This is a genomic window from Streptomyces sp. NPDC056948 (genome assembly GCF_042674225.1).
In the GTDB taxonomy this organism is placed as follows: Bacteria; Actinomycetota; Actinomycetes; order Streptomycetales; family Streptomycetaceae; genus Streptomyces; species Streptomyces purpurascens.
This window is the reverse complement of record NZ_JBHUQX010000020.1, coordinates 1-20,458: the sequence shown is the minus strand read 5'-3', so window position 1 is coordinate 20,458 and position 20,458 is coordinate 1. Positions and strand designations below refer to the sequence as shown.

Here is a 20,458-nt window from a genome sequence, read left to right as displayed (position 1 = left end):
GGTCAGCCGGACAGGGACTGGGTGACGCGCCACAGGCGGCGCGGAAGGTCGCCTTCCTCGAAGGCGTGGACCTCGTTCAGGGTCCAGCCCTCGGCGAGAGCGTCGACCAGGCCGCGGGGGAAGAAGTGGACGGCGAAGCCGCCGTGTTCGTAGATGTCGTCGCCGTGCGCGCTGCCGGAGCCGAAGTGGGCGTCGCCGGTGTGACGGACGGTGTAGACGAAGGTGCCGCCCGGCCGAAGTACCCGGCCGATCTCGCCGACCAGCGTGTGGATCTCCTTGCTGGACAAGGCCATGCACAGCAGCATGTGCGCGAAGACCGCGTCCACGGAGGCGTCCGGCAGGGGCAGCGGGTCACGGACATCGTGTACCGCGGTAGTGACCCGCTGGTCGACGTCCTGGGCGCGGGCGGCCTCCTGCAGCTGCTCAAGGCCGGTGGCGGAGAAGTCGGTGGCCTGGACGGTGAACCCTTGGCGGGCGAAGTACAGGGCGTCGCGACCATGCCCCGCGCCAAGCTCCAGCACGTCCCCCGCCCCGGCCGCACGGAACACCGAGGCGGCGTGGACTGCCGGTGCGGAGGGCTGCTCGCCGTACATGCCGGGGTGGGCGGTGTAGGTGTCCTGCCAGTGCCGGCGCTGCGCGTCGGCCAGGTCGTGGTCGTTGTCCGACATCATGTCCCGCCTCCCTGCCTCCGGCTGGTGCCGGACTTCGGGCCCAGACTAAAGGGCGCTGGTCAGGGCCCGGCGGAGCCGTCGTGCCGGGCGACAGCAGTCGCGGCGACGTGAGAGGTGTCAGTGGCGAGGACTGCGGCTTGTGGCCTTTCGCAGGCCGTAGACGGCCGCCCCAAGCAGGAGGACTGCGGTGCCGGAGATGACGGTGCTCAGGGGCAGGGCGAAGGCCAGGGCCGCGCAGCCGGCCAGGCCAACGACGGGGATGAGGCGGTTGGGCCGGCCCTCTTGCGGGGTGAGGGTCCAGGCGGAGGCGTTGGCGATGGCGTAGTAGGCCAGGACGCCGAAGGAGGAGAAGCCGATGGCCCCGCGTACGTCGGTGGTCGCGGCGAGCAGGGCGACGACGGTGCCGACGGCCAGTTCGGCACGGTGCGGAACACCGAAGCGGGGGTGGACGGCAGACAGGGCGTGCGGCAGGTGCCGGTCGCGGGCCATGGCCAGGGTCGTGCGGGAGACCCCGAGGATCAGCGCAAGGAGTGAGCCGAGCGCGGCGACGGCGCCGCCCACGCGGACGACGGGCACCAGCCAGTCGGCGCCCGCGGCCCGTGCGGCGTCCGACAGCGGGGCGGTGGCCTCCGCCAGCCCGGCCGGCCCCAGCACCGTCAGGACGGCGATGGCGACCAGGGCGTAGACGGCGAGGGTGACGCCGAGCGCGATCGGGATAGCGCGCGGGATGGTACGGGCGGGATCACGGACCTCCTCGCCGAGGGTGGCGATGCGGGCGTAGCCGGCGAAGGCGAAGAACAGCAGGCCCGCAGCCTGGAGCACTCCGCCGACGGTGGCGTCCGAGCCGATGTCCAACCGCGCGGCATCCGCGCCCGCGGAGGTCAGAGCGGCGACCACTACGGCAGCGAGCACGGCCAGGACGACCACGACGATGACCCGGGTGAGGAGCGCGGACTTCTGTACCCCCGCGTAGTTCACCGCGGTCAGCGCCACTACGGCGGCCACGGCCACCGCGTGGGCCTGGCCGGGCCACAGGTAGGCGCCGACGGTCAGAGCCATCGCCGCGCAGGAGGCGGTCTTGCCGACGACGAAGGCCCAGCCGGCCAGGTAGCCCCAGAAGTCGCCCAACCGCTCACGCCCGTAGACGTAGGTCCCCCCGGACTGTGGGTACAGAGCGGCCAGCCGCGCCGAGGACGTCGCATTGCAGTACGCCACGACCGCCGCCAAGGCCAGGGCGAGCAGCAGCCCGGTACCGGCGGCGTCGGCGGCCGGGCCGAGCGCAGCGAAGATCCCGGCCCCGATCATGGAGCCCAGGCCGATCACCACCGCGTCGGACACACCCAGACGACGCTTCATCGCGCCCGCGCCCGTCGGGGCCCCCGCCCTGTTCATCACTGACTCCTTCTCGCACCGGTCTTCGACTCGGCGCACCGTAGCCGAGGAAGATGTCGGGCCGGGGCTGCCGTAGGGAGCACCAGCGCCGGTCGGTACGAGGGAAACAGCCTCGGATTGTCGAACCCTGTGCCCACAACGACCGCCGACGTCAGGCCACCGCTCCACCGAACCCGCACGCCACTGCCACCCAGGGCGGCAACCACGGTCCGGTTCAAGACTCAAGGCATCCAGGATTCCGCGAACTCGCGCGCTTCGGTCTGGGACATCCTCCTTCACCCCGAGCACGGCGACGTACGCACACTCCAGTACGACGAACGACGCGCCCTGCTCTTGGACCTGCTGCAGGACTACGACGTCCAGCCCCCGATCCAGGCCGTCCCCATGACGGACGACCCCGATGTGGCACTGACCTGGTACCAACAACTCCAGGAGCAGGGCCTCGAAGGAATCGTCTGCAAACCCGCCACGTCGGCATACAAAGCGGGCAGGATCTGGAGGAAGGTACGGCACGCGGAAACGGTGGACGCCGAGGTCGTCGGCTACACCGGGCCCGCCGCCCGCCCGCGCGCCCTCGCCGTGCGGCTTCCCGGCGGCCGCATCGCGCTCTCACAAGCCCTCAAGACACCGCTCGCGGCCCAGGTGTCCGCACACCTCGTCGCCGGCCAACCGTCACGAAGAGCACGCACCAACGCGGGGGACACCTACCGCACAACGGCACACGGCCCGGTCGTTGAAGTCCTGGCCGGCACGAGCCCCCGGCACGCCGTGGTGACCGTGACCCGGTTGCGCAGCTGGTGAACCTGGCCGTACACGGCACAGCGGCGGGCCCCGCTGATGACGACTTCGGAAGGCACTCGGCGGCGCCGCACCGGCGATCGGCCGCAGCACGCGCGGCGCCAGCCTGCGCGTCGTATGGCCCGCCACCACGGAGCGACTCTGTCGGCGATCTTGATGGTCCGCCGCCGACATCAAGGTCGGCCGGAGAAGACGACAGCCCCGTCTGCACCCACCTGATCTATGGCATCGTCCTCGGTGGGAAGCGCGTCGCGCATCGCCCAGATATCCTGGTCCTGTACAGGAGCCCGGATCGCAAGGTGCAGAGCCTGCGACTGCGCAACTCTGACCATCGGATCTTTCCGGACCGGCTCTCCGCCAGGTCCCGCGTCGTTGGAGTTCCCTCGACGCGTGGGTGAACGGGGGTGTCGTCATGGAGGCCAGAACGATTCCGGTCGTGCTCGTACTCGACACAGGCGACGGCGACGAGGAATACGCCGAGGAGCAACTGCAGCAGCTGATTGCCGAGTTGAGCGAACTGGACCTCGACAGCATCGACCGGGTGACGCAGGGCCCGACACCACCAGGCAGCCGCTCCACCGAAGCCGTACAGCTGGGCGCACTCATCCTGGACCTGGGCGGCAGCGGCGCCCTGCTCCCGGCGCTCGCCGCCGTTGTCCAGGACTGGCTGAACCGGCGCCGCTCGGGCAGCATCCGGCTGAAGATCAGCGAGGACGAGATCGAGCTGACCGGTGTGAGCGACGAGGTGGGACAGCGCGCCCTGGAGGAGTTCGTCCGCCGCCACGGGGACTGAGCAGCCGTGGCGAGCCGCGCCCTGATCATCGCCAACAGCACCTACGACGACGACCACTTCGCCACGCTCCCGGCGGCCACCGCGGACGCAGCCGCCCTCGCGGAGGTGCTCGGCGCCCCCGCCATCGGCGGCTTCGAGGTCGAGAGGCTGGTCGACGTGCCCCAGCGTCCCGCGATGCGCGCCCTGGAGTCCCTCTTCACCAAGGCCGCCCGCGACGACCTGCTCCTGCTCCATCTGTCCCTGCACGGCTGGAAGGACACGCGCGGCCGACTGCACTTCATCATGCGGGACACCGAACTCGACTACCTGCGGGCGACGGCCGTCCCCGCGGAGGTCCTCGGCGACTGGATGGGCGCGAGCCTCTGCCGCCGTATCGTCGTACTCCTCGACTGCTGCTACAGCGGCGCCTTCCCCATGAACTCCCTGCGCCGGGACGCCGGGACACCCACGGTGGACGTGGCCGAGCCGTTCTCGGGCAACGGCCGGGTGGTCCTGACCGCCTCGACGGCCCTCCAATACGCCTACGAGGGCGAGCGCGAGGTCCGCCACAGCCGCGCCCCGGCCCAGCCGTCCGTGTTCACCTCGGCGGTGGTGAGGGGCCTGCGCGACGGCTCCGCCGACCTGGACGGCGACGGCCTCATCTCCGTCGAGGAGCTCTACGAATACGTCCACGAGCAGGTCCGCAACCGCATCGCCGACCAGACCCCCACCCTTAGCGTGGACAGCGCTCAGGGCACGATCTACCTGGCCCGCAGCCCCCGCCACGTGGACATCGACCGCCTCGTCGAGATGCGCGCTGCGACCCTGGATCCGCAGCCGTGGAAGCGCATCGGCTCCCTCCACCTGGTCGAGCAGCTCCTCGGCAGCGTCCGCGAGCCCACCCGGGACGCGGCCCGCACCGCACTCCTCGGCCTGATCGCCGACGCGGACCGCGAAGTCGCCCGCAGAGCACGTCAGTTGTGGCACGAGCGGGGCATGGGCGAGATCCCCACGGCCCGTGCACCCCGCCCGGCCGCACCCCGCCCGCCCGTCGGCGACTTCGGCTATGGCCCGGTGGTGGGCATCGACTTCGGTACGACGAACTCGGCGATCGCGTTGTTCGAGGGGCAGGACGTCCGGCTGATCCCCAACGCCGAGGGCGCCCTCACCACCCCCAGCCTGGTGGCCATCACCGAGACCGGCAACATCCTGGTGGGCACGCCCGCCAAGCGCCAGGCGATCACCAACCCCGACTACACGATCCGCTCGGCGAAACTGAAGCTGGGCACGGACTGGAGCATCACCCGGGGTGCGGTGCGGCTGGCTGCGGAGGATGTGGCGGAGCATATTCTGCGGCGGCTGCGGGAGGACGCGGAGGCGTATATCAGGGGGCCGTTGCACGGGGCGGTGCTGACGGTGCCGGCGAACTTCGACCTGGATCAGCGGGCGGCGCTTGTGGAGGCCGCCAACCGAGCTGGGATCCGTGCGCTGCGGGTCATCAATGAGCCTACGGCGGCGGCTGTCACGTATGGCCTCCACCGCGAGGAAGATACGACTGTCCTCATTTTCGACCTGGGTGGTGGCACGCTGGACGTTTCACTCATCGCGATCGGCGATGGTGTCGTCGAGGTGCTAGCACACGCGGGCGACAACCACCTCGGCGGCGACGACTGGGACCGGCGAATCGTCCAGCATCTCCTGCGCCGGGTGGGGGACCGGTACGGGGTGGGCCTCGGCCAGAACGTCGAAGCGATGCAGCGACTCCAAGAAGCCGCCGAAGGGGCGAAGATCGAGCTGTCGTCGGCGAGCTCCACGACCATCATGTTGCCCTACCTCACGGCCCGTGAGGGCTCCCCCCTGCATGTCTCGGAAACCCTGACCCGGCAGGAGTTCGAGACCATGACGGAGGACCTGCTGGAACGCTGCCGCAAACCAGTGGAACAGGCCTTCCGCGAAGCCTACTTCCATGAGTCCGATCTGGACCAAGTGATCCTGACCGGAGGTGCCACCCGGATGCCCGCAATTGGCGAGCTGATGAGCCGGTTCGTGAAGGGCAAACAGCCCTACCGCGGCCTGATCCCGGAGGGGATCGTCACAGGGGCCGCCCTCCAAAGTGGCGTCCTCACCGGAGGCATCAAGGACGTACTTCTCCTCGACGCCACCTCCGTCTCGCTCGGTCTGGAGACCTTCGGCGGCGTCATGACGAAACTGATCAAACGGAACACCACCATCCCGACGATGCGCAGCGAGGACTGTGTCACCAGGGAGAGGAACCAGACGACGATGATCGTGCACATCCTCGAAGGCGAGCGCGAACTGGCCCCGGACAACAGATCGCTCGCTGTCCTGGAACTCACCGATCTTCCACGCCACCCCAAGGGCACACAGCTAGTCGAGGTGGGCCTCGAGATCGACGCCAACGGGATCCTTTACGTCTACGCCAAGGAACTCCGGGTCTCCGGCACCTCCGGATCAGCGCCCGAGTACACCGGCCGGACGTGGAAGACCAAGATCGACCGCTCCACCACCGCCCAAGCCACCGCTCTGGTCCGCTCCCCCCGCTGGCAGTCTCTCCGCACTCTCGTCCCCGGAGTCCAGCCACCGCCCGCCGAGCCCTCGGAATCCTGAGCCCCCCGCAGCGTCCCCTGCGCGAACGGCAAGGTCACCGGGAACTGGGGCAAGACGCCCGCGATAGTCCCGTACGTGGTGGCGCACCGCAGCGTGGGGCGAGCGACAGTTGCCCGGTTCAACTGATGCCGAGGACGGCGGCCGTCCGTCCGACGACCCAATACAGGGTCACATCAGGGAGTTTCACCAGCAGACGGTGAGCCAGAGCCCGTGCTTGCCTACCCCACCCCGGGCCGCCACGCGCAGCGCTCACGAAGACGCGCTCGAGGCAGAGGTCTCCAGCGTCCGCTCGCGGTGATGCTTGAGCTGATTACGGGCCGCCGTACGTCCGTACCCCTCGATCCCCTGCCAGAAGGAGTGGTTGAGGATCAGGGTGACAATTTCGAGCTCACGTGCTCGCAACGTGCCGATGCGCTGCTGATCCGTGGGGTCCCAGCCGGGGGAGGCGGGGCGGGAGGAAGGCCGCCAACAGGTCTCGTGTGTCGTCCACGCGGGCAACGGCTCGACGGACCAGGGCTGCTCTTCGAGCAGCTTCTTCAGTTCGCCTCGCACCGCGTCGAGCTCGTCCTGGGCCTTGATGAGGTCCATCGGAAAGTCGTACGTCGTCTCGTCCTTCGCCACGCCATAACAGTACTGTCGTTCGAATCGAGACCTGTCGGCCGGCTCGCGGACGAGGCTGCCGTGGCCACTACGAGACGGTCCGGGGCACATCGAGCGGCATCGGAGGGACGCGGCAGGCCTTCTTGAAATCGCATCCCGAGAAGCGGTGAATGGCCGTGAGCACTTAAGGCGTGATCGTTCGGACACGCTGAGTCCTCCCTGGTCGTTCCTGCTCCGGCCCCAGCGTCTCCTTCCGCGAGCGCCGCGGGCGGGAACCGGTATGACCATTCCACTCACACGGGCGGCGCTACCGGGGAAGAGCTGACTGCGCCCCTACCTGCGGCGCTATCACCGGTACATGATCAAAGCTGTGCTGCGCGGCCTGGCCGCCGCGCTCGTAGTCCTGTCCGCCACTGTCTCCTCACCCGCACACGCAGCAGAGACCCTGCCCCTCTCCGAAGCCGTCGACAGCCTGGCGTTGGGGACGGAGTCCCGCGACGGCTACACCCGCGACAAGTTCCGCCACTGGAACACCGGCGACAACCCGTCCGACGGCTGCAACACCCGCGCCGAAGTCCTGATCCACGAAGCCACCGAGCCACCCGCGGTCGGACCGAACTGCCGCCTGGAAGGCGGGAGCTGGCTCTCGTACTACGACGCCGTCGTGGTGGAGTCGGCCTCCGGCCTGGACATCGACCACATGGTGCCCCTCGCCGAGGCGTGGGACAGCGGGGCGTCGGCCTGGACCGCGCAGCGCCGCGAGCGGTACGCCAACGACCAGGGCCAGGAGGCGTCGCTGGTCGCGGTCACCGCCCGTTCGAACCGGAGCAAGGCCGACCAGGACCCGGCCCAGTGGCTCCCTCCCGCCGCCGACGCGCACTGCCGCTACGCCGCGGAGTGGGTCGGCACCAAGCTCCGCTGGAGCCTGACAACCGACGACGCCGAGCTCGCAGCCCTGCGTGAACTGGCCGACGCCTGTCCGCTTCAGACCGTGACGTACGAGCCGGCCCCGTAACAGGGCAAGGCCCCCGACGCCGAGCCGGATCCAGGGCCTTCCGCCCTGTGACCATCTCCCCCCTGCGCCCGATGCTCCGCCCCCCCCGCGGGCTCGGGTGCAGGGGAGTTCTCGAAGGAATCGGTGGGCACGAAGTGCACTCGTGAGGCCGAAGGCCGACACCACCGGCTCATGGGGCTTCATGGCGAGGGTCGAGAGCGGACTACGGTCAGGCGCTGCGCGGCCGGCGCCCGGACGTCTTCTTCGCCGCGGCCTTCTTCGTGGTCTTCTTCGCCGCCGTCTTCTTGGCCGGCTGCTTCTTCGCGGTCTTCTTCTTCGGCAGCTCGTGCACGTCGGCGTCCTCACCGCGCGAGGCCCGCGCCTTCTTCACGGACTCGTTCAGCGCGGCCATCAGGTCGACGACCTTCCCCGGCTTCGACTCCGGCTCCTCCATCTTCGGCGGCTCGCGATCCTCCCGCTTGGCCTCGATGAGCTGTGAGAGGGCCTCGGTGTAGGTGTCCTCGAACTCGGCACCCTCGAGGTCCTCGCGGGTCATGCTGTCCATGAGCGCGAGCGCGCCGTCGATCTCCTCGTTGCTGAGCTCGACCGGGGGCGGCAGCAGTTCCTCCGGCGAGCGGATCTCGTCGGGCCAGCGCATCGCGTGCAGGACGATGGCGTCCTCGCGGACCCGCAGCAGCCCGAGGCGCTCGCGGCCGGACCAGGCGTACTTCGCGACAGCCACCTTGCTGGACCGGGCGAGAGCCAGGCGGAGCAGCTTGTAGGGCTTCGCGGCGACTTGCGCGCTTATCTAGAGGCGGCTTTTGCGGTGAGGTACGTGCGGTGTGGGGTCACACGGGTGTGTGGCTCGCGAGTATCTGAGAGGTCTTTGGCGCGTTTGGTTCGTTAGGCCATCCGTGAAGTTCTATGCGGAGAAGGCGGTCCTTCGGGAGCCGGCAGGGACGCAGTGGGTTGTCGTGGATGACGGCTATCACCTGCATCGGGAGGCTTGCCTCTACTTGGCGAGCCTGCGGGGTGGAGGCTCTTCGGTGAACACCGAACGCAACTACGCGTCGCGGCTTGCTCTGTATCTGACCTGGTGCGGCGAGCGTGATCTGGAGTGGTCGCGGCCGGGGTTCGTGCGCCTGCTGTCGTTTCGCGACTGGCTGGTCAGCGTGCCGTTGCCGCCGCGAGGCCGAAGGAGTTCGGCCGGTCCGCGGTTTCGGAAGGAGTCGAGCGCGAATGCGGTGCTGACCACGATGGCGGAGTTCCTCCGGTTCGGGGTCGGCCACGGCTGGGTGCCCTCGGAGGTTGCGGAGTCTTTGTCGCGGCCGAAGTACTTGCGGTTCGTGCCGCAGGGGTTCGAGACGGGTGAGAACGGTCAGTTCCGGCACGTTCGAGCCCGCACGCTCAAGTTCAAAGTCGACGATCCCGGCATCGAGTGCTTCACGCCGGAGCAGGTCGACCTCATGATCCGTCTGGCCCGGCACGCCCGGGACAAGTTCTTGATCGTGCTGATGCGGGCGACCGGGATGCGCATCGGCGAGACCCTTGGACTGCGCCGGGAGGATCTCCATCTGCTGTCCGATTCACGGTCGTTGGGCTGCCGCTCCAAGGGGCCGCACGTCCACGTCAGGCGGCGTCCGGACAACGCCAACAACGCACTGGCCAAGTCGGTGAAGTCGAGGGTCGTTCCGGTCGGTGAGGACGTGACGCTCGCCTACCGCGATTACCAGTGGGAGCGGGCGGAAGTGCCCGCGGCCGATGAGTGCGACATGGTCTTCGTGAACCTGTTCCGGGCTCCGCTGGGCCGGCCGATGAGTTATCCGAACGCCAAGCAGCTCTTCGATCGGCTCGCGAAGTGGGCGGAGATCGTTGCCCGTCCGCACATGCTGCGGCACACGGCGGCGACCGAGTGGATCGCCGCGGGGGTTCTGCAGGACGTGGTCCAGACCCTGTTGGGACACGCTTCTCCGGCGTCGCTCGCTCCTTATCTGCACGCCAGCGACACCCGCAAGCGCGAGGCGGTCGAGCGCGTCGCACGGGAGGTCCGGTGACCATGCAACGGCCGGAAGCACAGGTCATCTCGCTGCCGTCGGCGGCTCGTGGTGATCGAGACGGCTGGCTTCGATGGCTCACAGACAACGTCCGCCAGGACTGGCGTCCGGGCGAGTGGGACCAGCAGGCCTGGCTGTTCACCGCCGGGACCCGGCCAGTTCTCGCAATGCGATCTGGAAGTGCCTGGTCGCTGCCTGCCCGCGGGGCACGAATGCGCGTCGTCAGGGGCTTTGTGATGGCTGCAGGAAGGCCTTCCAGACCGGCAACCACGCATGCGCGAGCCGCGAGGAGTTCATCGCCACGTTCGTCCCCGACCGCAGGGTCAGGGGCGTCGACCCGGTCGACTGCCTGGTCGAGCGGGACGGGGTCCGCTGCGGCAGAGTCCAGCAGACGCACGGGCTCTGCCTGAGCCACTACACGCTCTGGTTCCGGTTCACGGATCTTCCGATCTCTGAGTGGGCCGTGTCTGGTCTCACCCGCCCGTTTCCGGTCCCGGCTGCCTGCACGGTGCTCCGTTGCCCGAACAAGTCGCTGCACGAAGCGATCCCGGTCTGCACCTATCACCTGCGGCGATGGGAGGCCGAGTTCCCGTCCCGCAGCCGGGAGGAGACCGCGGAGATCCGCAGCTGGGCCACCACCCAGTCCCCGGTCCTGGACACCTACAAGTTCTCGCTCATTTCCTTAAGTCCGGTGCTGCGGCTGGAGTTTCTGCTCGGCCTGCAGCGGCCCTCACTGACCTTTTCGGAGGATCCTGGTGAAGGCCCGTATCCGGCATCTGACCGGCACGGCAATGATCGGGCCTGTGCCTTCCTCCAAGTGGAAGGCGACGCGACAAGGGGCCGGTGGAGCGGTTCTTCCGGACCCTGCGTGAGGGTCTGCTGGAGGTGCTGCCCGGCTACAAGGGTCCCGACATCCACGCGCGCGGCGAGCTTCCCGAGGCCGACGCGTTCTTCTTCCTCGACGAGTTGGAGGAGATCGTCCGGGAGTGGATCGCGGTGGTCTACCACTGCCGTCCCCATGCCGGTCTGGTCGATCCTGGTGTGCCGGGTTTGCGGATGTCGCCTGCGCAGATGTTCGAGCACGGGATGGCGAGGGCCGGCTACATCGTGGTGCCCCGGGATCCGGAGCTCGCCTTCGAGTTCCTGGCGACGAAATGGCGCACGGTCCAGCACTACGGTGTGGAGATCGACCGCCGCCGCTACCGCGGCCCCGGTCTGCCCGCTCCCGGCATCCGCAGCCCGTACGAGGGGCCGGTGAAGAACAGCTGGCCGTTCCAGGTCGACCCGGACGACATCACCCGTATCTACTTCCGCGACCCGGCAACCCGCCTCTGGCACACCCTGACCTGGGAGCATGCGCCGGTGGCGGGGATGCCGTTGAGTGAGGACGCCCTGGTCTTCGCCCGGAAGCTGGCCTCCGCGAAGTACCGGTATCCCGACGACCGGCTGGCCGTCGCCGACCTGCTGGAGCGCTGGAACCTGGGGCTGGGCACCACGCTCACGGAGCGGCGCATCGCCCTGCGCCTGTCCCGCGAGCAGGCCGCCCTCGACCTGCCCCGCACCGGCGATCCGGAGACCGCCGCCCTGCCCTCCGTCCGCCGGGCGCTGGGCCAGGACCCGCGGCCGGCCGAACCTCCAGTCGCCGAGCAGCCTCTTGACGCGGGTGATGACGACGAGGCCGACCTCGGGCCCGCCGGCGAAGACGACTTCTACACCGACGCTCTGGAGGACGTGTGAGTGCCCCGGCGAGCCGACCGGATCCTGGGAATCTGGCTCTGTCACGGAAGGAGGACTTCCAGGCGTTCGCCGACGCACCGCGCCGCATCCAGCCCGGAACGCTCAACCGCAGCGAGATCGGAGCCCTGGACACGGCGGCGCGAAGCGCCTACGACCGTGCGCGCCGGGAGTGGCACGCCAATCTGGGTCCGATCCGTACTCCTCAACTGGCTTCGCTGCACGAAGACTTGTGGGACATCGTGGACAGCAACCTCCAGGACGGCGACAAGGCGAAGGGGGCTGTGGCCGTCGACGCATTCCCGGGGCTGGGCAAGACCACGGCGGTGCTCGCCTTCGCCCGCGCATTCCACCGCCGGGAGATCGCCGAGCACGGCAGCTTCACCGTGCAGGGGCATGAGCGGTGGCCGGTGTGCCGGGTGGGCCTGACGGGCAACACCGGCATGAAGGACCTCAACCGGGCCATGCTGGAGTTCTTCGGCCATCCCGGACGTCAGAACTCCACGGCCGCCCAGCTCGGTCTGCAGGCCCTGGACTGCGTGGTGTCCTGCGAGGTTCGCCTGCTGATCCTGGACGACCTGCACTTCCTGAAGTGGCGCAAGACCAGCGGCATCGAGGTAAGCAACCACCTCAAGTGGATCGCCAACGAGTTCCCCGTCACCCTCCTCAAGGTCGGCGTGGGACTCGCGGACAAGGGCCTGTTCAGCGAGGGCGAGGCGAGCGGTGACATCGTTGTGGCGCAGACCGGCCGGCGCACCACCCGCCTCGACATGCCGCCCTTCACCATCGACACCGACCAGGGCCGTGCTCACTGGCGGCGGCTGCTGTTGGCCCTGGAACAGCGCATCGTCCTGGCCGACACGTATCCCGGCATGCTCGCCGACGACCTGTCCGACTACCTCTTCGCCCGGTCGACCGGGCACATCGGCTCCTTGATGACCCTGGTCAACCGCGGCTGCCAGCGGGCCCAGCGCACCGGCACCGAACGCCTCACCCGTGATCTCCTCGACCGCGTCAGGAACGACGAGGCCGCCGAACAGGCCCGCCGCGAACTCGAATACGCCCTGGCGGCGGGGAGGGCCACCAGCCGTCCGCGAAGGGATCGGGCCGCCGGATGAGCACCGGACGGCGGGCCCTGCCGATCCGGTGCTCACCGCAGCCCGGTGAAGCCCTGGACTCCTGGCTGGAGTTCACCGCCGCACGCCTGACCTGCCCGTTCACCGACGTGCTCAGCGCGCTCGGCCTCCCCAACCGGGAGACGGCCAGGGCCGCACTGGTCCTGCCGGCCTGGACCATCCGCCTCACCCGGGACGAACGGGCGGCCATCACCGAGGTCACCGGGATCGCCGAAGACGTGCTCACGGCAATGACCTTGCAGCCCTTCGACGGGCACGCGGTGGACATCCTGCCCCGGCACCGGCGAGTGAACCGGCGGGTGCTGTGGGGACGGGCCGGATCCCGGTTCTGCCCCTCATGCCTGGCCGACACCGGTGGGCGCTGGCCCGTGACCTGGCGGCTGAGCTGGTCCTTCGCCTGCACCCGCCACCACGTCCTGCTGGCCGACCGCTGCCCGGCCTGCCACCGCATCCCCCGCCTGCGCTCCCACCCCCGACGGGACACACCCCGTCCGGGACAGTGCTCCAGCGCCGCCCCCGACAGCGGACCACGGCCACCTCGCTGCCACCACCCCCTCACCGATACCCCCGCCACCGCGATCCCGGCCGACGGACCCCTGGCCGAAACCCAACGCCTCATCGACACCGCCCTCACCACCCCCAGCCGCCCGGTGCACTGGCCGCTGTACGGGCCCGGTGGCGCGCCGTTGAACATGGTCCTGCGCGATACGAAGAGCCTGGGAGTACTCGTCCTCAACCACGCAACCCCGACCGACCTTCGCCCGCTCGCGCCGCCCGATGTCCTGGACCGTGTGGAGCGCTACCGCGCCGACCCGCTGCCCGCAGGCTCCCCGCGGGCACCGGACGCCCGCCACGGTGACCTGCACAGCTATGCCGCTCCCGGCGACGCCGCCGCGACGGCCGTGGCGGTCACGGCGGCGTTCCGTATCCTGCGCGCCGCGAACATCCGCTCCGCGGCCCGGGCCGCGCAGTGGCTGACCGACCGGATGGCCGCCTCCGGCAAGCCGCTGTACCCCGGCAACGTCGTCGCCCCCGGCGTCGCGATCTCGCCCGCGCTCGAAGCCGCGCTGCGGTGCAGCAGGGAGACCAAGCTGATGCCGGTGGCACGCCTACGTCACCGGACCGACGTCGACTCCACCCGGCCCCCGGCCGACCACAACGCCAGAGCCCGCCTGTTGCCGACCGGCCTGTGGCCGGAGTGGACGCTGCGGCTCACTCCACGGCACGCCAGCGGCAGGCCCGCCGCCCAACGCGCCGACGAACTCCTCGCCGTCGCCTGCCTGCTGGCCGGGAACACCACCCCGATTCGCGCGGAGGTTCGCCTGACCGGCACCACCGTCAGCAGCCACAACGTGTCCACGTTCCTCGCCACCCTCACCCGCCACCCGCACAGCACCGACATCCTGCGCACGCTCATCCTGCTCGCCGACCACCTCGACGCGCACGGCGCCCCGATCGACTACGCACGCCGACGCGCACTGTTCACCACCCGCCCCCAATTCATCGACGCGCGAGCATGGTTGGAGCTGCAGCGGCGGCTGCGCTCGAACCCCAGCCCCAACCCAGTACACGCCGAGCGCTGGCTTTTCCACACCCTGACCGGCTCACCCGCCCACCTCGCCCACCCCGACATCGCGCCCTCCACCTCCGCTCAACGCCAGCACTACCAGCGCTTCCGCTGGCGGATCCTGCCCGCCGAGGCCGAACTCCTCCACCACACCGCACGACGTCTCCTCGACGAACACGGCATCGACGAGCCCGTCCAGTGGACGCCCCAGCTCCCCGACCGTGCGCTGCACGGCCTCCATCTGCCCGGGCCCGACCCACACAGCATCAGCCCTGAACGGCTCCACCAGGCCGTACCCGGCAGCGACTTCTCCATTGCCCAGCTCGCCCGCACCCTGGAGACGACCACCGCACATGTCGTCCACCTGCTCTCCGAGCACCCCGTCGACTGGAGCCCACCCCGCTTCCGCCGCACCCAGCACACCGCCACCCGGACAGCACAGTGGCGCCAGTGGTACGAACGCGACCGCCTCTCCCTCCAGGCCATCGCCGACCTGGAGGAGACCACCCTCGCAACCATCCGCCTCGCACTCCTCAAGAACGGCACCCAACTGCGCCCCGCCGGCTCCCGTCCAGGCCGACCGAGACGGAAGTGAGCCGAGCGATGGTCAGGCAACGCTGCCGGTCTCCGTGGCAGCGCGGAACGCAGGGCTTCGGCGTAGTTGTGTGACGCCCATTCTATGCTGGTGCACACATTCACTCGTTGGGGGACTCCGTTGCCAGCGGGATACCGCAACGCCAGCAGTCGTTCGCGTGGTCGTCCTGGCAGACATAGCGGATGGCGCCATCCACGCACCATTCGGCGGCCTCCTCGGACAGCAGGTCGGGCCCGGCAAGGAGCAGCCGACGAAATTCCGTGGTGTCCGCAATGTCTGCCGGCCGGTTGGTGAACCACTCGTCGAACCAAGGCTTGTCTCGGTGTATGCGCCAGTGCGCATTCTCCCGGTCGTCGACAGCCGCAAGGAACCGATCGACGATGCGCCCCCAACTCGGTGCTCCGAACCAGCCGTTGTCGGACGCGCAGAAGGATTCGATCAGGGTTCGCAGGCCGAACTCCTTCTCGCTAAGGCAGTACCTTCGCCCCCATGAGATCGCGACCTGTGCCATCCCCGCGAGTTCTACGCGCGGATCAACCTCGTGTGCCAGGTCGTCAGGGTTGTGGCAGGCCAGCCCGAGCTCGAGAAAAACAGACTGCCCGGTCGGTAGAACCCGGGACGGGTTGACGATCGCGAGACCGAGACCAATCCAGTCGACATGGTCGAACGACAGCATCGAGCGCACGAGTCGGGTGGTTGCCGTGTTGATCCGCATCATTGTGCCGTCGTGGAGCGGACTCTTCCCGGCATGCCAGTTCTCGACGGGTGTGTTGCGCCACACGGCGAGCGTGATGCGGGTGGCAGCGAGCCACAGCAGGGCGTCGTCGTCGAGGTGCCCGAACCGCTTGGCGCACTCCTGGGCGCCGTAGGTGATCAACTCTTCCGGTTTCGGCCACCTGTGGCTGTCGGGCCCTTCAGGCCCTTCAGGCGCGTACTCGTAGTCGTCGGCGTACTCGTCGAGGATCGCGCTCAACTCGGCTGCGCTGTAAGCCTCGCTGTACTCGGAGCTGTCCGGCTCCTCGACGGTGTACATGTCGTGGTCCCAGGAGACGTACACGTCGCCCCAGAGCACGACGTCATCGCACTCGTTGGCGTTGTCCGTCACAACCGGCCTGATGGTGATCGGGGCAGTACGCCCGTCGGTTCGCTCGCCGTCCTTCTCGGCGGCCCATGCGGTGATGACCCCGAGCGGCTTCGGAAGGAGAGGACCGACCTCGGTGATGCTGAACGGCTCGTCGTCGTCATCGGTGTCGAACCGGCTGTTGACGAACGCGACCGCCTCGGAGGGTGTGCTGACGATGGACTGGCTACCACTCTCGTTGTCAACTACACGCCACAACGCTCTGTTCTTCACGGTGCTCTCCGATCGCGGTGAGTGCACCCGGGGCGGGTGCGATGCGCCGGGTCGCTCGGCACTGACACCAACCTATGGGCTGATCAACCCATCCGTAGTCCCGAAGGTGCTTGTCGGCGATAACGTTCAGTACGTTCGCGTGCAACCTGCTTTTCGCGACCGCGGCGACACATCAGAGTCCAACGGCGCAGGAGGCGAAGATGGCGCTGAACAAGAAGGGTTCCCGGCGTATAACCGTTGACGGGATCGAGTACCGCTGGCGGATCCGCAGGAAGCCCTCCTACATGCAGGGACTCTGCTGGACACCACTGACCTATGCGGTTGAAGCAGCCAGCGGCAGCCAGCCGGGCACGACCTTGATCGTCACCAGCGGCCAGGCCCATCCCAGCAACTGGGTGGGTGCCGAGGCAGTGCCCATCCGCCCAGCCCACGTTGCTGCCAGCATCCGAGAAGCACGGGACCGAGGCTGGGAACCAACCAAGGCCGGATCTCCTTTCCAGCTCGACCGATCCGCAGGGTTCATCGCCCAGCAATGAGACAAAGCGAAGAAAAGCATCCCATGTCGGTCGAACTGCCGCAGAGGCTCCAAGCCTGGTTCGCCGAGCATGAGGAACGCCTGCAATCCTGCGGAATCACGGGTGCGGTCCAGCAGTCGCCCGAGGACGGCCGAACCAAGAACAGCACCTGGATGACGCTCGAAAACGATGACTTCGTCGCCGTGCTCATCGTCTGGAGCAGCGGGGAAGCCGAGCTTGAGTACGGGGACATGGCAACAGGCCAGGTCCGACAACAGCACCGGGATCTCTGCACCTTCCAGGACCTCCTCGACGCCATCGAGACCATCCACGAATGGATCCGCATAAAGGGCGAGCCGTCCGTGGAAGGGTGACCTCCGGCGAGTTCGAGAAAGCCTGGGCCGAGTTCCTTGACAGATTGCAACCCGACCCCGCCAACCTCTCGGTGTTCCGAGGGCTTCTTGGCATCATCGCGACATGACCCCGGCCCTTCCCCGCACCATCCGAGCCGTCGACACCGCTCAGCTCCTGGACCTGGCCCAGGAGGCCACCATGCATGGCTTCAGCCAGCGGCTCCCGGTCGACTGGCTACGAGAGCACCTCGCCGCAGAAGCGACGCACTACCTGTTCCCGACACTCGTGCAGCGGCTCACGCACCGTCCCGAGGTGCCGCTGCAGTGGAGGTGCCAGCAACTGCTGACCGTCAGCACCGGCGAGCAGATCTGGGGTCTCCTCGACGTCCTTCCCGACACCTTCGACAAGATCCCGGAGACCTTGGACCCGGCGTCCAAGAAGGACATCGTCAACCGCATCGAGCAAGCAGTGAAGGTACGGGAGTGGATGGAACGGACGGCCGCCGATGCAGGTTCATGAGGTCCGGCGCAGCCGGCTGGGCAGTCTGAGGAAATGACATCGATCTGAGACAGCCGCTTGCCGACACGTCGTGAGACTGGAGGGGAACGTCCAGGTCATAGCGTCGGCGCCTGACACCGAAAGTGAGAACCTACACCAGGCTATGAGGGCAACCGCCGCCGCGCACCAGCACGGGCGCCCAGCCAGCTCTGCTGGGCGCCTGCTGAGCCGAACACCCCGTCCCCGCTGTGCCGATCTTTGCTTCGGCTGCGCGGAGCGCGCTACGACGAGCCCAGCGTGTCTGCGCTGAGCAGGGCAGCTCGCGGTCACGTCCGTGGCCGGTACGACGGCTCCCGCCAGCTGTCTCCGTCTGATCCCGTTCATCTAGACCAAGGCCTCGCCATGAGCGTCACGGCCGTGTCTCCTGGATCAGTCCCGACCAGGGAGCGTGCCCCAGATCGAAGGGGCGCTGCGTAGCGGCGGCAGGGTGACTTCTGGGGTGTTCTGACCGCGAGGCCGGGGTTGCATGCTGACGGGGCGGGGTCTGGTCGACCAGAGTCCTGGCATGGTGCAGAACCTTGTTGCCGTCTTCAGCCTGTTGATCGGTACTGCGGGTCTGCTGCTGAGTTACGCAGGCCACCGGCAGAAGACCCGGCAGGATGCGCAGGATCGCGCGCTCCGTGCGGACGAACAGCAGAGGATGGAGCACGATCGAGAGCAGGAGCGGCAACGACAGGATCAGGAAGCGCGCGCCCGGCGGGAGCGGGAAGCACGCGATCGGGAACGGGAGGCGCGCGCCCGGCGGGAGCGGGAAGCGCGCGCGCAGTGGGAGCGGGACCGGTATCAGGCATCCATGATCGGCGGGCATATCGGGCTGTCCCCGTCCTCTCTCGACGACAGCTGGGTCGTCCCGCAGGTCGTGATCAACAACGGGTCGAACCAGCCGGTCCGGGATTTGCGCGCGACCTTCCGTGGCGAGGTGACCAACGAACTGCGCCTCGTCGGCACCGGTCGCCATTACTTCCCGCTGCCGCCCGTGCAGATCTCGGGCGAGCGCTACGACCAGCTGGGTCAGGTCACCGTCGAGTTCACCGACGTCGCCGGGGTTCGCTGGCGCCGCGAAGGCTACGGTGCCCTGCAACGTGCCCGGCAGGGCGCCGACGGGCAGGAAGTCTGGGGGAACCCGGAGCCCCCCGTCGTCGAACGCGTAGTTGAGCGCCCGGACACGGCCTTGCCGCGAAAGAGGAGCGAAGTCGCACGGCCACCGCAAGCGCAACGGGAGCCCACGATGCCGGCGCCCGCGCAGGCCGGACCGCCCGCACCGGCGCCAGCAGAGCGACGTGTCGGGTGCCTTGGGCCGGTGGTTGTGCTGGGTTCCGTGGTGCTCATCGCAGGAGGTATCTGGTGGCTCCTGCATTAGGCCCGCCATGGCGCCGCGATACGGCGGTGGAGGCCGCAGCGACTCCCGCGTTCTCGGCGGCAGGTGATGAACTGGCTGCCGATGTGCTGGCCCTCCCGCTCACTGGCCGTACTGCCGCCTTCGCTGGGTCGCAGGCTGCGGTCTGTTCGTTGAGCAGCTCAGCCAGGGCTGCCCGGTTCATCTGCCCCTTCCTGCCCTTGATGTCGCAGCTGTACTGAGTCGTTGTAGTGGAGCCGCTGGCGGGTCCAGAGAGTGAGGTCGCTGCTGGTGGCGACGGCCAGGGTCAGTCCGGAGGGTGAGAATCCGGCGGTGCGGAGTGCTGAGTACTCCAAGTGGAAGACGGCCACCGTGCCTCTCCCGCTGGGCCTTTGTGGGTCCCGCCGTCTGCGGAGAGGATGACGCGGTCGTGGGGCCATTCTGGGCTGACGACGTCCAGGGTCCAGCCGTCGGGGGTGATGGTGTGGAGGCCGCCGCCGAAGATACCGGCGATGCGGACCTGGGTGCCTTCGACCGGCCCGAGGCCGGGGCAAGTGAGGTCTGGGTGGGCGTCGGGGGTGCTGGTGTCGGGATTAGGATCCCGATCGCGGGCGATCTTCTCGCCGGTGACCGCGTTGAAGAGCCCGTGGCCGTCGCTGGAGACGACCATGACGAGGTCGTGCCCGCTGTCGGGGTGGACGGCGAAGCCGATGCCGAGCAGGCCGCCGATGGGGGTTCTGTGGTCAAGTACCGGCTGCCATGGCTCCGGGGCCGGCATGACGGGGGCGGCGAGGTAGCGCTCGCGCAGCTTCTGCTGGTACTCCGTGATCAACTCGTCTCCTCGGTGCGATTCGCGTCGAGGGTCTCTCGCGCAGCGGCCCAGGTCGACTCAAATTCATGCTGGGTGATCTCGATAGGGCCGTCAGCGTCTTGCCACCCGTGCAGACTGCCCTCCGCGAGGACTCCACACTTCCGCTCGTAGGCGGTCATCGCCGCGGGGTCGCCGTGGTCCCGGGCCTCGATGACCTCCGTCAGGGAGGCCGCAGCCACGGACCGGCGCTGAGGTCCTTGCAGGTCGACCTGCCGTAGCGCCCATCCGTTGTCGTCGAGTTCGATGTACGTCCAGGTGTCGCTCTCGTCGTCGTAGGCGCGGATCCAAGGGGTCACGTTGGCATGATCTCGCGGCGGAAGGATGCAGGCTCCGGCGGGTCGAGGAAGCAGACACCCTCCGGCCTGGTGGCTGTCGGGGTGCTCTAGGGAGCGGGCAGCGGGCGGTTCTCGGCACGGATCATGCGACGGAGGCTGGTGCGGGCTGCGGCGAGGTCATCCTCGAGCACGGTGACTCGCTGCTGAATCTCTGTGTTTTCCGCGGTCGCTTGTCGTTCCGCCGTGGACAGCCG

Annotated in this window: 16 protein-coding genes and 3 pseudogenes; 12 read left to right on the top strand and 7 right to left on the bottom strand. The window is 68.7% G+C overall.

What is annotated here, in order from left to right; genetic code table 11:
• Positions 1-2: 2 nt before the first annotated feature.
• Both ACFTZL_RS04560 and ACFTZL_RS04555 read right to left on the bottom strand, forming a co-directional pair.
• Positions 3-668, bottom strand: a complete 666-nt coding sequence (locus ACFTZL_RS04560; RefSeq protein ID WP_382578213.1) for a class I SAM-dependent methyltransferase — start codon at positions 666-668, stop codon at positions 3-5.
• 120 nt (positions 669-788) lie between these two features.
• Positions 789-2,063: an APC family permease gene (locus tag ACFTZL_RS04555; RefSeq protein ID WP_382578179.1), complete on the bottom strand. Its 1,275-nt coding sequence runs from the start codon at positions 2,061-2,063 to the stop codon at positions 789-791.
• Positions 2,064-2,192: 129 nt separating this feature from the next.
• On the opposite strand from ACFTZL_RS04555, the gene ACFTZL_RS04550 reads away from it, so the two are divergent.
• The 3 genes from ACFTZL_RS04550 (at position 2,193) to ACFTZL_RS04540 (ending at position 6,261) form a co-directional block, all read left to right on the top strand.
• The gene (locus tag ACFTZL_RS04550) at positions 2,193-2,864 is read left to right on the top strand and encodes an ATP-dependent DNA ligase (RefSeq protein WP_382578177.1); all 672 of its coding nucleotides are present in this window, start codon (positions 2,193-2,195) and stop codon (positions 2,862-2,864) included.
• 409 nt (positions 2,865-3,273) lie between these two features.
• Positions 3,274-3,654, top strand: a complete 381-nt coding sequence (locus ACFTZL_RS04545; protein ID WP_382578175.1) for a hypothetical protein — start codon at positions 3,274-3,276, stop codon at positions 3,652-3,654.
• 6 nt (positions 3,655-3,660) lie between these two features.
• Complete coding sequence (locus tag ACFTZL_RS04540) at positions 3,661-6,261, top strand: Hsp70 family protein (protein WP_382578173.1); 2,601 nt, start codon at positions 3,661-3,663, stop codon at positions 6,259-6,261.
• Between the two features lie 249 nt (positions 6,262-6,510).
• On the opposite strand, the gene ACFTZL_RS04535 is transcribed toward ACFTZL_RS04540, so the two are convergent.
• On the bottom strand, positions 6,511-6,882 hold the full coding sequence (locus tag ACFTZL_RS04535) for a hypothetical protein (RefSeq protein WP_382578170.1): 372 nt from the start codon (positions 6,880-6,882) through the stop codon (positions 6,511-6,513).
• Between the two features lie 337 nt (positions 6,883-7,219).
• On the opposite strand from ACFTZL_RS04535, the gene ACFTZL_RS04530 reads away from it, so the two are divergent.
• A complete protein-coding gene (locus ACFTZL_RS04530; protein ID WP_382578167.1) occupies positions 7,220-7,876 on the top strand; it encodes an HNH endonuclease family protein in 657 nt (218 codons plus the stop codon).
• Positions 7,877-8,084: 208 nt separating this feature from the next.
• On the opposite strand, the pseudogene ACFTZL_RS04525 reads toward ACFTZL_RS04530, so the two are convergent.
• Positions 8,085-8,654 (bottom strand): annotated as a pseudogene (locus tag ACFTZL_RS04525) (Ku protein); the annotation flags it as partial.
• 247 nt (positions 8,655-8,901) lie between these two features.
• Here ACFTZL_RS04525 and ACFTZL_RS04520 point away from each other — a divergent pair.
• From ACFTZL_RS04520 to ACFTZL_RS04505, 4 genes and pseudogenes are all read left to right on the top strand, one after another.
• The gene (locus ACFTZL_RS04520) at positions 8,902-9,909 is read left to right on the top strand and encodes a tyrosine-type recombinase/integrase (RefSeq protein WP_382578164.1); all 1,008 of its coding nucleotides are present in this window, start codon (positions 8,902-8,904) and stop codon (positions 9,907-9,909) included.
• Positions 9,910-10,734: 825 nt separating this feature from the next.
• Positions 10,735-11,646: pseudogene (locus ACFTZL_RS04515) on the top strand (transposase); the annotation flags it as partial.
• Positions 11,643-12,761 (top strand): AAA family ATPase, encoded by a 1,119-nt coding sequence (locus ACFTZL_RS04510; protein ID WP_358627458.1) that lies wholly within the window; start codon positions 11,643-11,645, stop codon positions 12,759-12,761. The pseudogene ACFTZL_RS04515 and the gene ACFTZL_RS04510, both read left to right, overlap by 4 nt.
• The gene (locus ACFTZL_RS04505; protein ID WP_382578161.1) at positions 12,758-14,941 is read left to right on the top strand and encodes a TniQ family protein; all 2,184 of its coding nucleotides are present in this window, start codon (positions 12,758-12,760) and stop codon (positions 14,939-14,941) included. The genes ACFTZL_RS04510 and ACFTZL_RS04505 overlap by 4 nt, the downstream gene beginning before the upstream one ends.
• A gap of 100 nt (positions 14,942-15,041) precedes the next feature.
• Here the strand turns inward: ACFTZL_RS04505 and ACFTZL_RS04500 are convergent, their stop codons facing one another.
• Positions 15,042-16,295, bottom strand: a complete 1,254-nt coding sequence (locus tag ACFTZL_RS04500) for a hypothetical protein (RefSeq protein WP_382578158.1) — start codon at positions 16,293-16,295, stop codon at positions 15,042-15,044.
• Positions 16,296-16,495: 200 nt separating this feature from the next.
• Here ACFTZL_RS04500 and ACFTZL_RS04495 point away from each other — a divergent pair, with 200 nt between their 5' ends.
• The 4 genes from ACFTZL_RS04495 to ACFTZL_RS04480 all read left to right on the top strand — a co-directional run bounded on the left by ACFTZL_RS04495 (position 16,496) and on the right by ACFTZL_RS04480 (position 19,082).
• Positions 16,496-16,831 carry a hypothetical protein gene (locus ACFTZL_RS04495; RefSeq protein ID WP_078615532.1) on the top strand — a complete coding sequence of 112 codons (336 nt, stop codon included), beginning with the start codon at positions 16,496-16,498 and terminating at the stop codon, positions 16,829-16,831.
• Positions 16,832-16,854: 23 nt separating this feature from the next.
• Complete coding sequence (locus ACFTZL_RS04490) at positions 16,855-17,184, top strand: hypothetical protein (RefSeq protein ID WP_365133548.1); 330 nt, start codon at positions 16,855-16,857, stop codon at positions 17,182-17,184.
• Positions 17,185-17,287: 103 nt separating this feature from the next.
• Positions 17,288-17,683, top strand: a complete 396-nt coding sequence (locus ACFTZL_RS04485) for a hypothetical protein (RefSeq protein ID WP_382578155.1) — start codon at positions 17,288-17,290, stop codon at positions 17,681-17,683.
• Between the two features lie 544 nt (positions 17,684-18,227).
• Positions 18,228-19,082: a hypothetical protein gene (locus tag ACFTZL_RS04480; protein ID WP_382578152.1), complete on the top strand. Its 855-nt coding sequence runs from the start codon at positions 18,228-18,230 to the stop codon at positions 19,080-19,082.
• 158 nt (positions 19,083-19,240) lie between these two features.
• On the opposite strand, the pseudogene ACFTZL_RS04475 reads toward ACFTZL_RS04480, so the two are convergent.
• Both ACFTZL_RS04475 and ACFTZL_RS04470 read right to left on the bottom strand, forming a co-directional pair.
• A pseudogene (locus tag ACFTZL_RS04475) lies at positions 19,241-19,890 on the bottom strand (hypothetical protein).
• Positions 19,887-20,225 carry a hypothetical protein gene (locus ACFTZL_RS04470; RefSeq protein WP_382578150.1) on the bottom strand — a complete coding sequence of 113 codons (339 nt, stop codon included), beginning with the start codon at positions 20,223-20,225 and terminating at the stop codon, positions 19,887-19,889. Before ACFTZL_RS04470 ends, ACFTZL_RS04475 begins: the two are co-directional and overlap by 4 nt.
• Positions 20,226-20,458: the final 233 nt, after the last annotated feature.

Coding starts and splice junctions, on each gene's coding strand:
- ACFTZL_RS04560 (WP_382578213.1), bottom strand. CDS start 668: ATGTCGGACAACGACCACGACCTGGCCGACGCGCAGCGCCGGCACTGG.
- ACFTZL_RS04555 (WP_382578179.1), bottom strand. CDS start 2,063: ATGAACAGGGCGGGGGCCCCGACGGGCGCGGGCGCGATGAAGCGTCGT.
- ACFTZL_RS04545 (WP_382578175.1), top strand. CDS start 3,274: ATGGAGGCCAGAACGATTCCGGTCGTGCTCGTACTCGACACAGGCGAC.
- ACFTZL_RS04530 (WP_382578167.1), top strand. CDS start 7,220: ATGATCAAAGCTGTGCTGCGCGGCCTGGCCGCCGCGCTCGTAGTCCTG.
- ACFTZL_RS04505 (WP_382578161.1), top strand. CDS start 12,758: ATGAGCACCGGACGGCGGGCCCTGCCGATCCGGTGCTCACCGCAGCCC.
- ACFTZL_RS04495 (WP_078615532.1), top strand. CDS start 16,496: ATGGCGCTGAACAAGAAGGGTTCCCGGCGTATAACCGTTGACGGGATC.
- ACFTZL_RS04490 (WP_365133548.1), top strand. CDS start 16,855: ATGTCGGTCGAACTGCCGCAGAGGCTCCAAGCCTGGTTCGCCGAGCAT.
- ACFTZL_RS04485 (WP_382578155.1), top strand. CDS start 17,288: ATGACCCCGGCCCTTCCCCGCACCATCCGAGCCGTCGACACCGCTCAG.
- ACFTZL_RS04480 (WP_382578152.1), top strand. CDS start 18,228: ATGGTGCAGAACCTTGTTGCCGTCTTCAGCCTGTTGATCGGTACTGCG.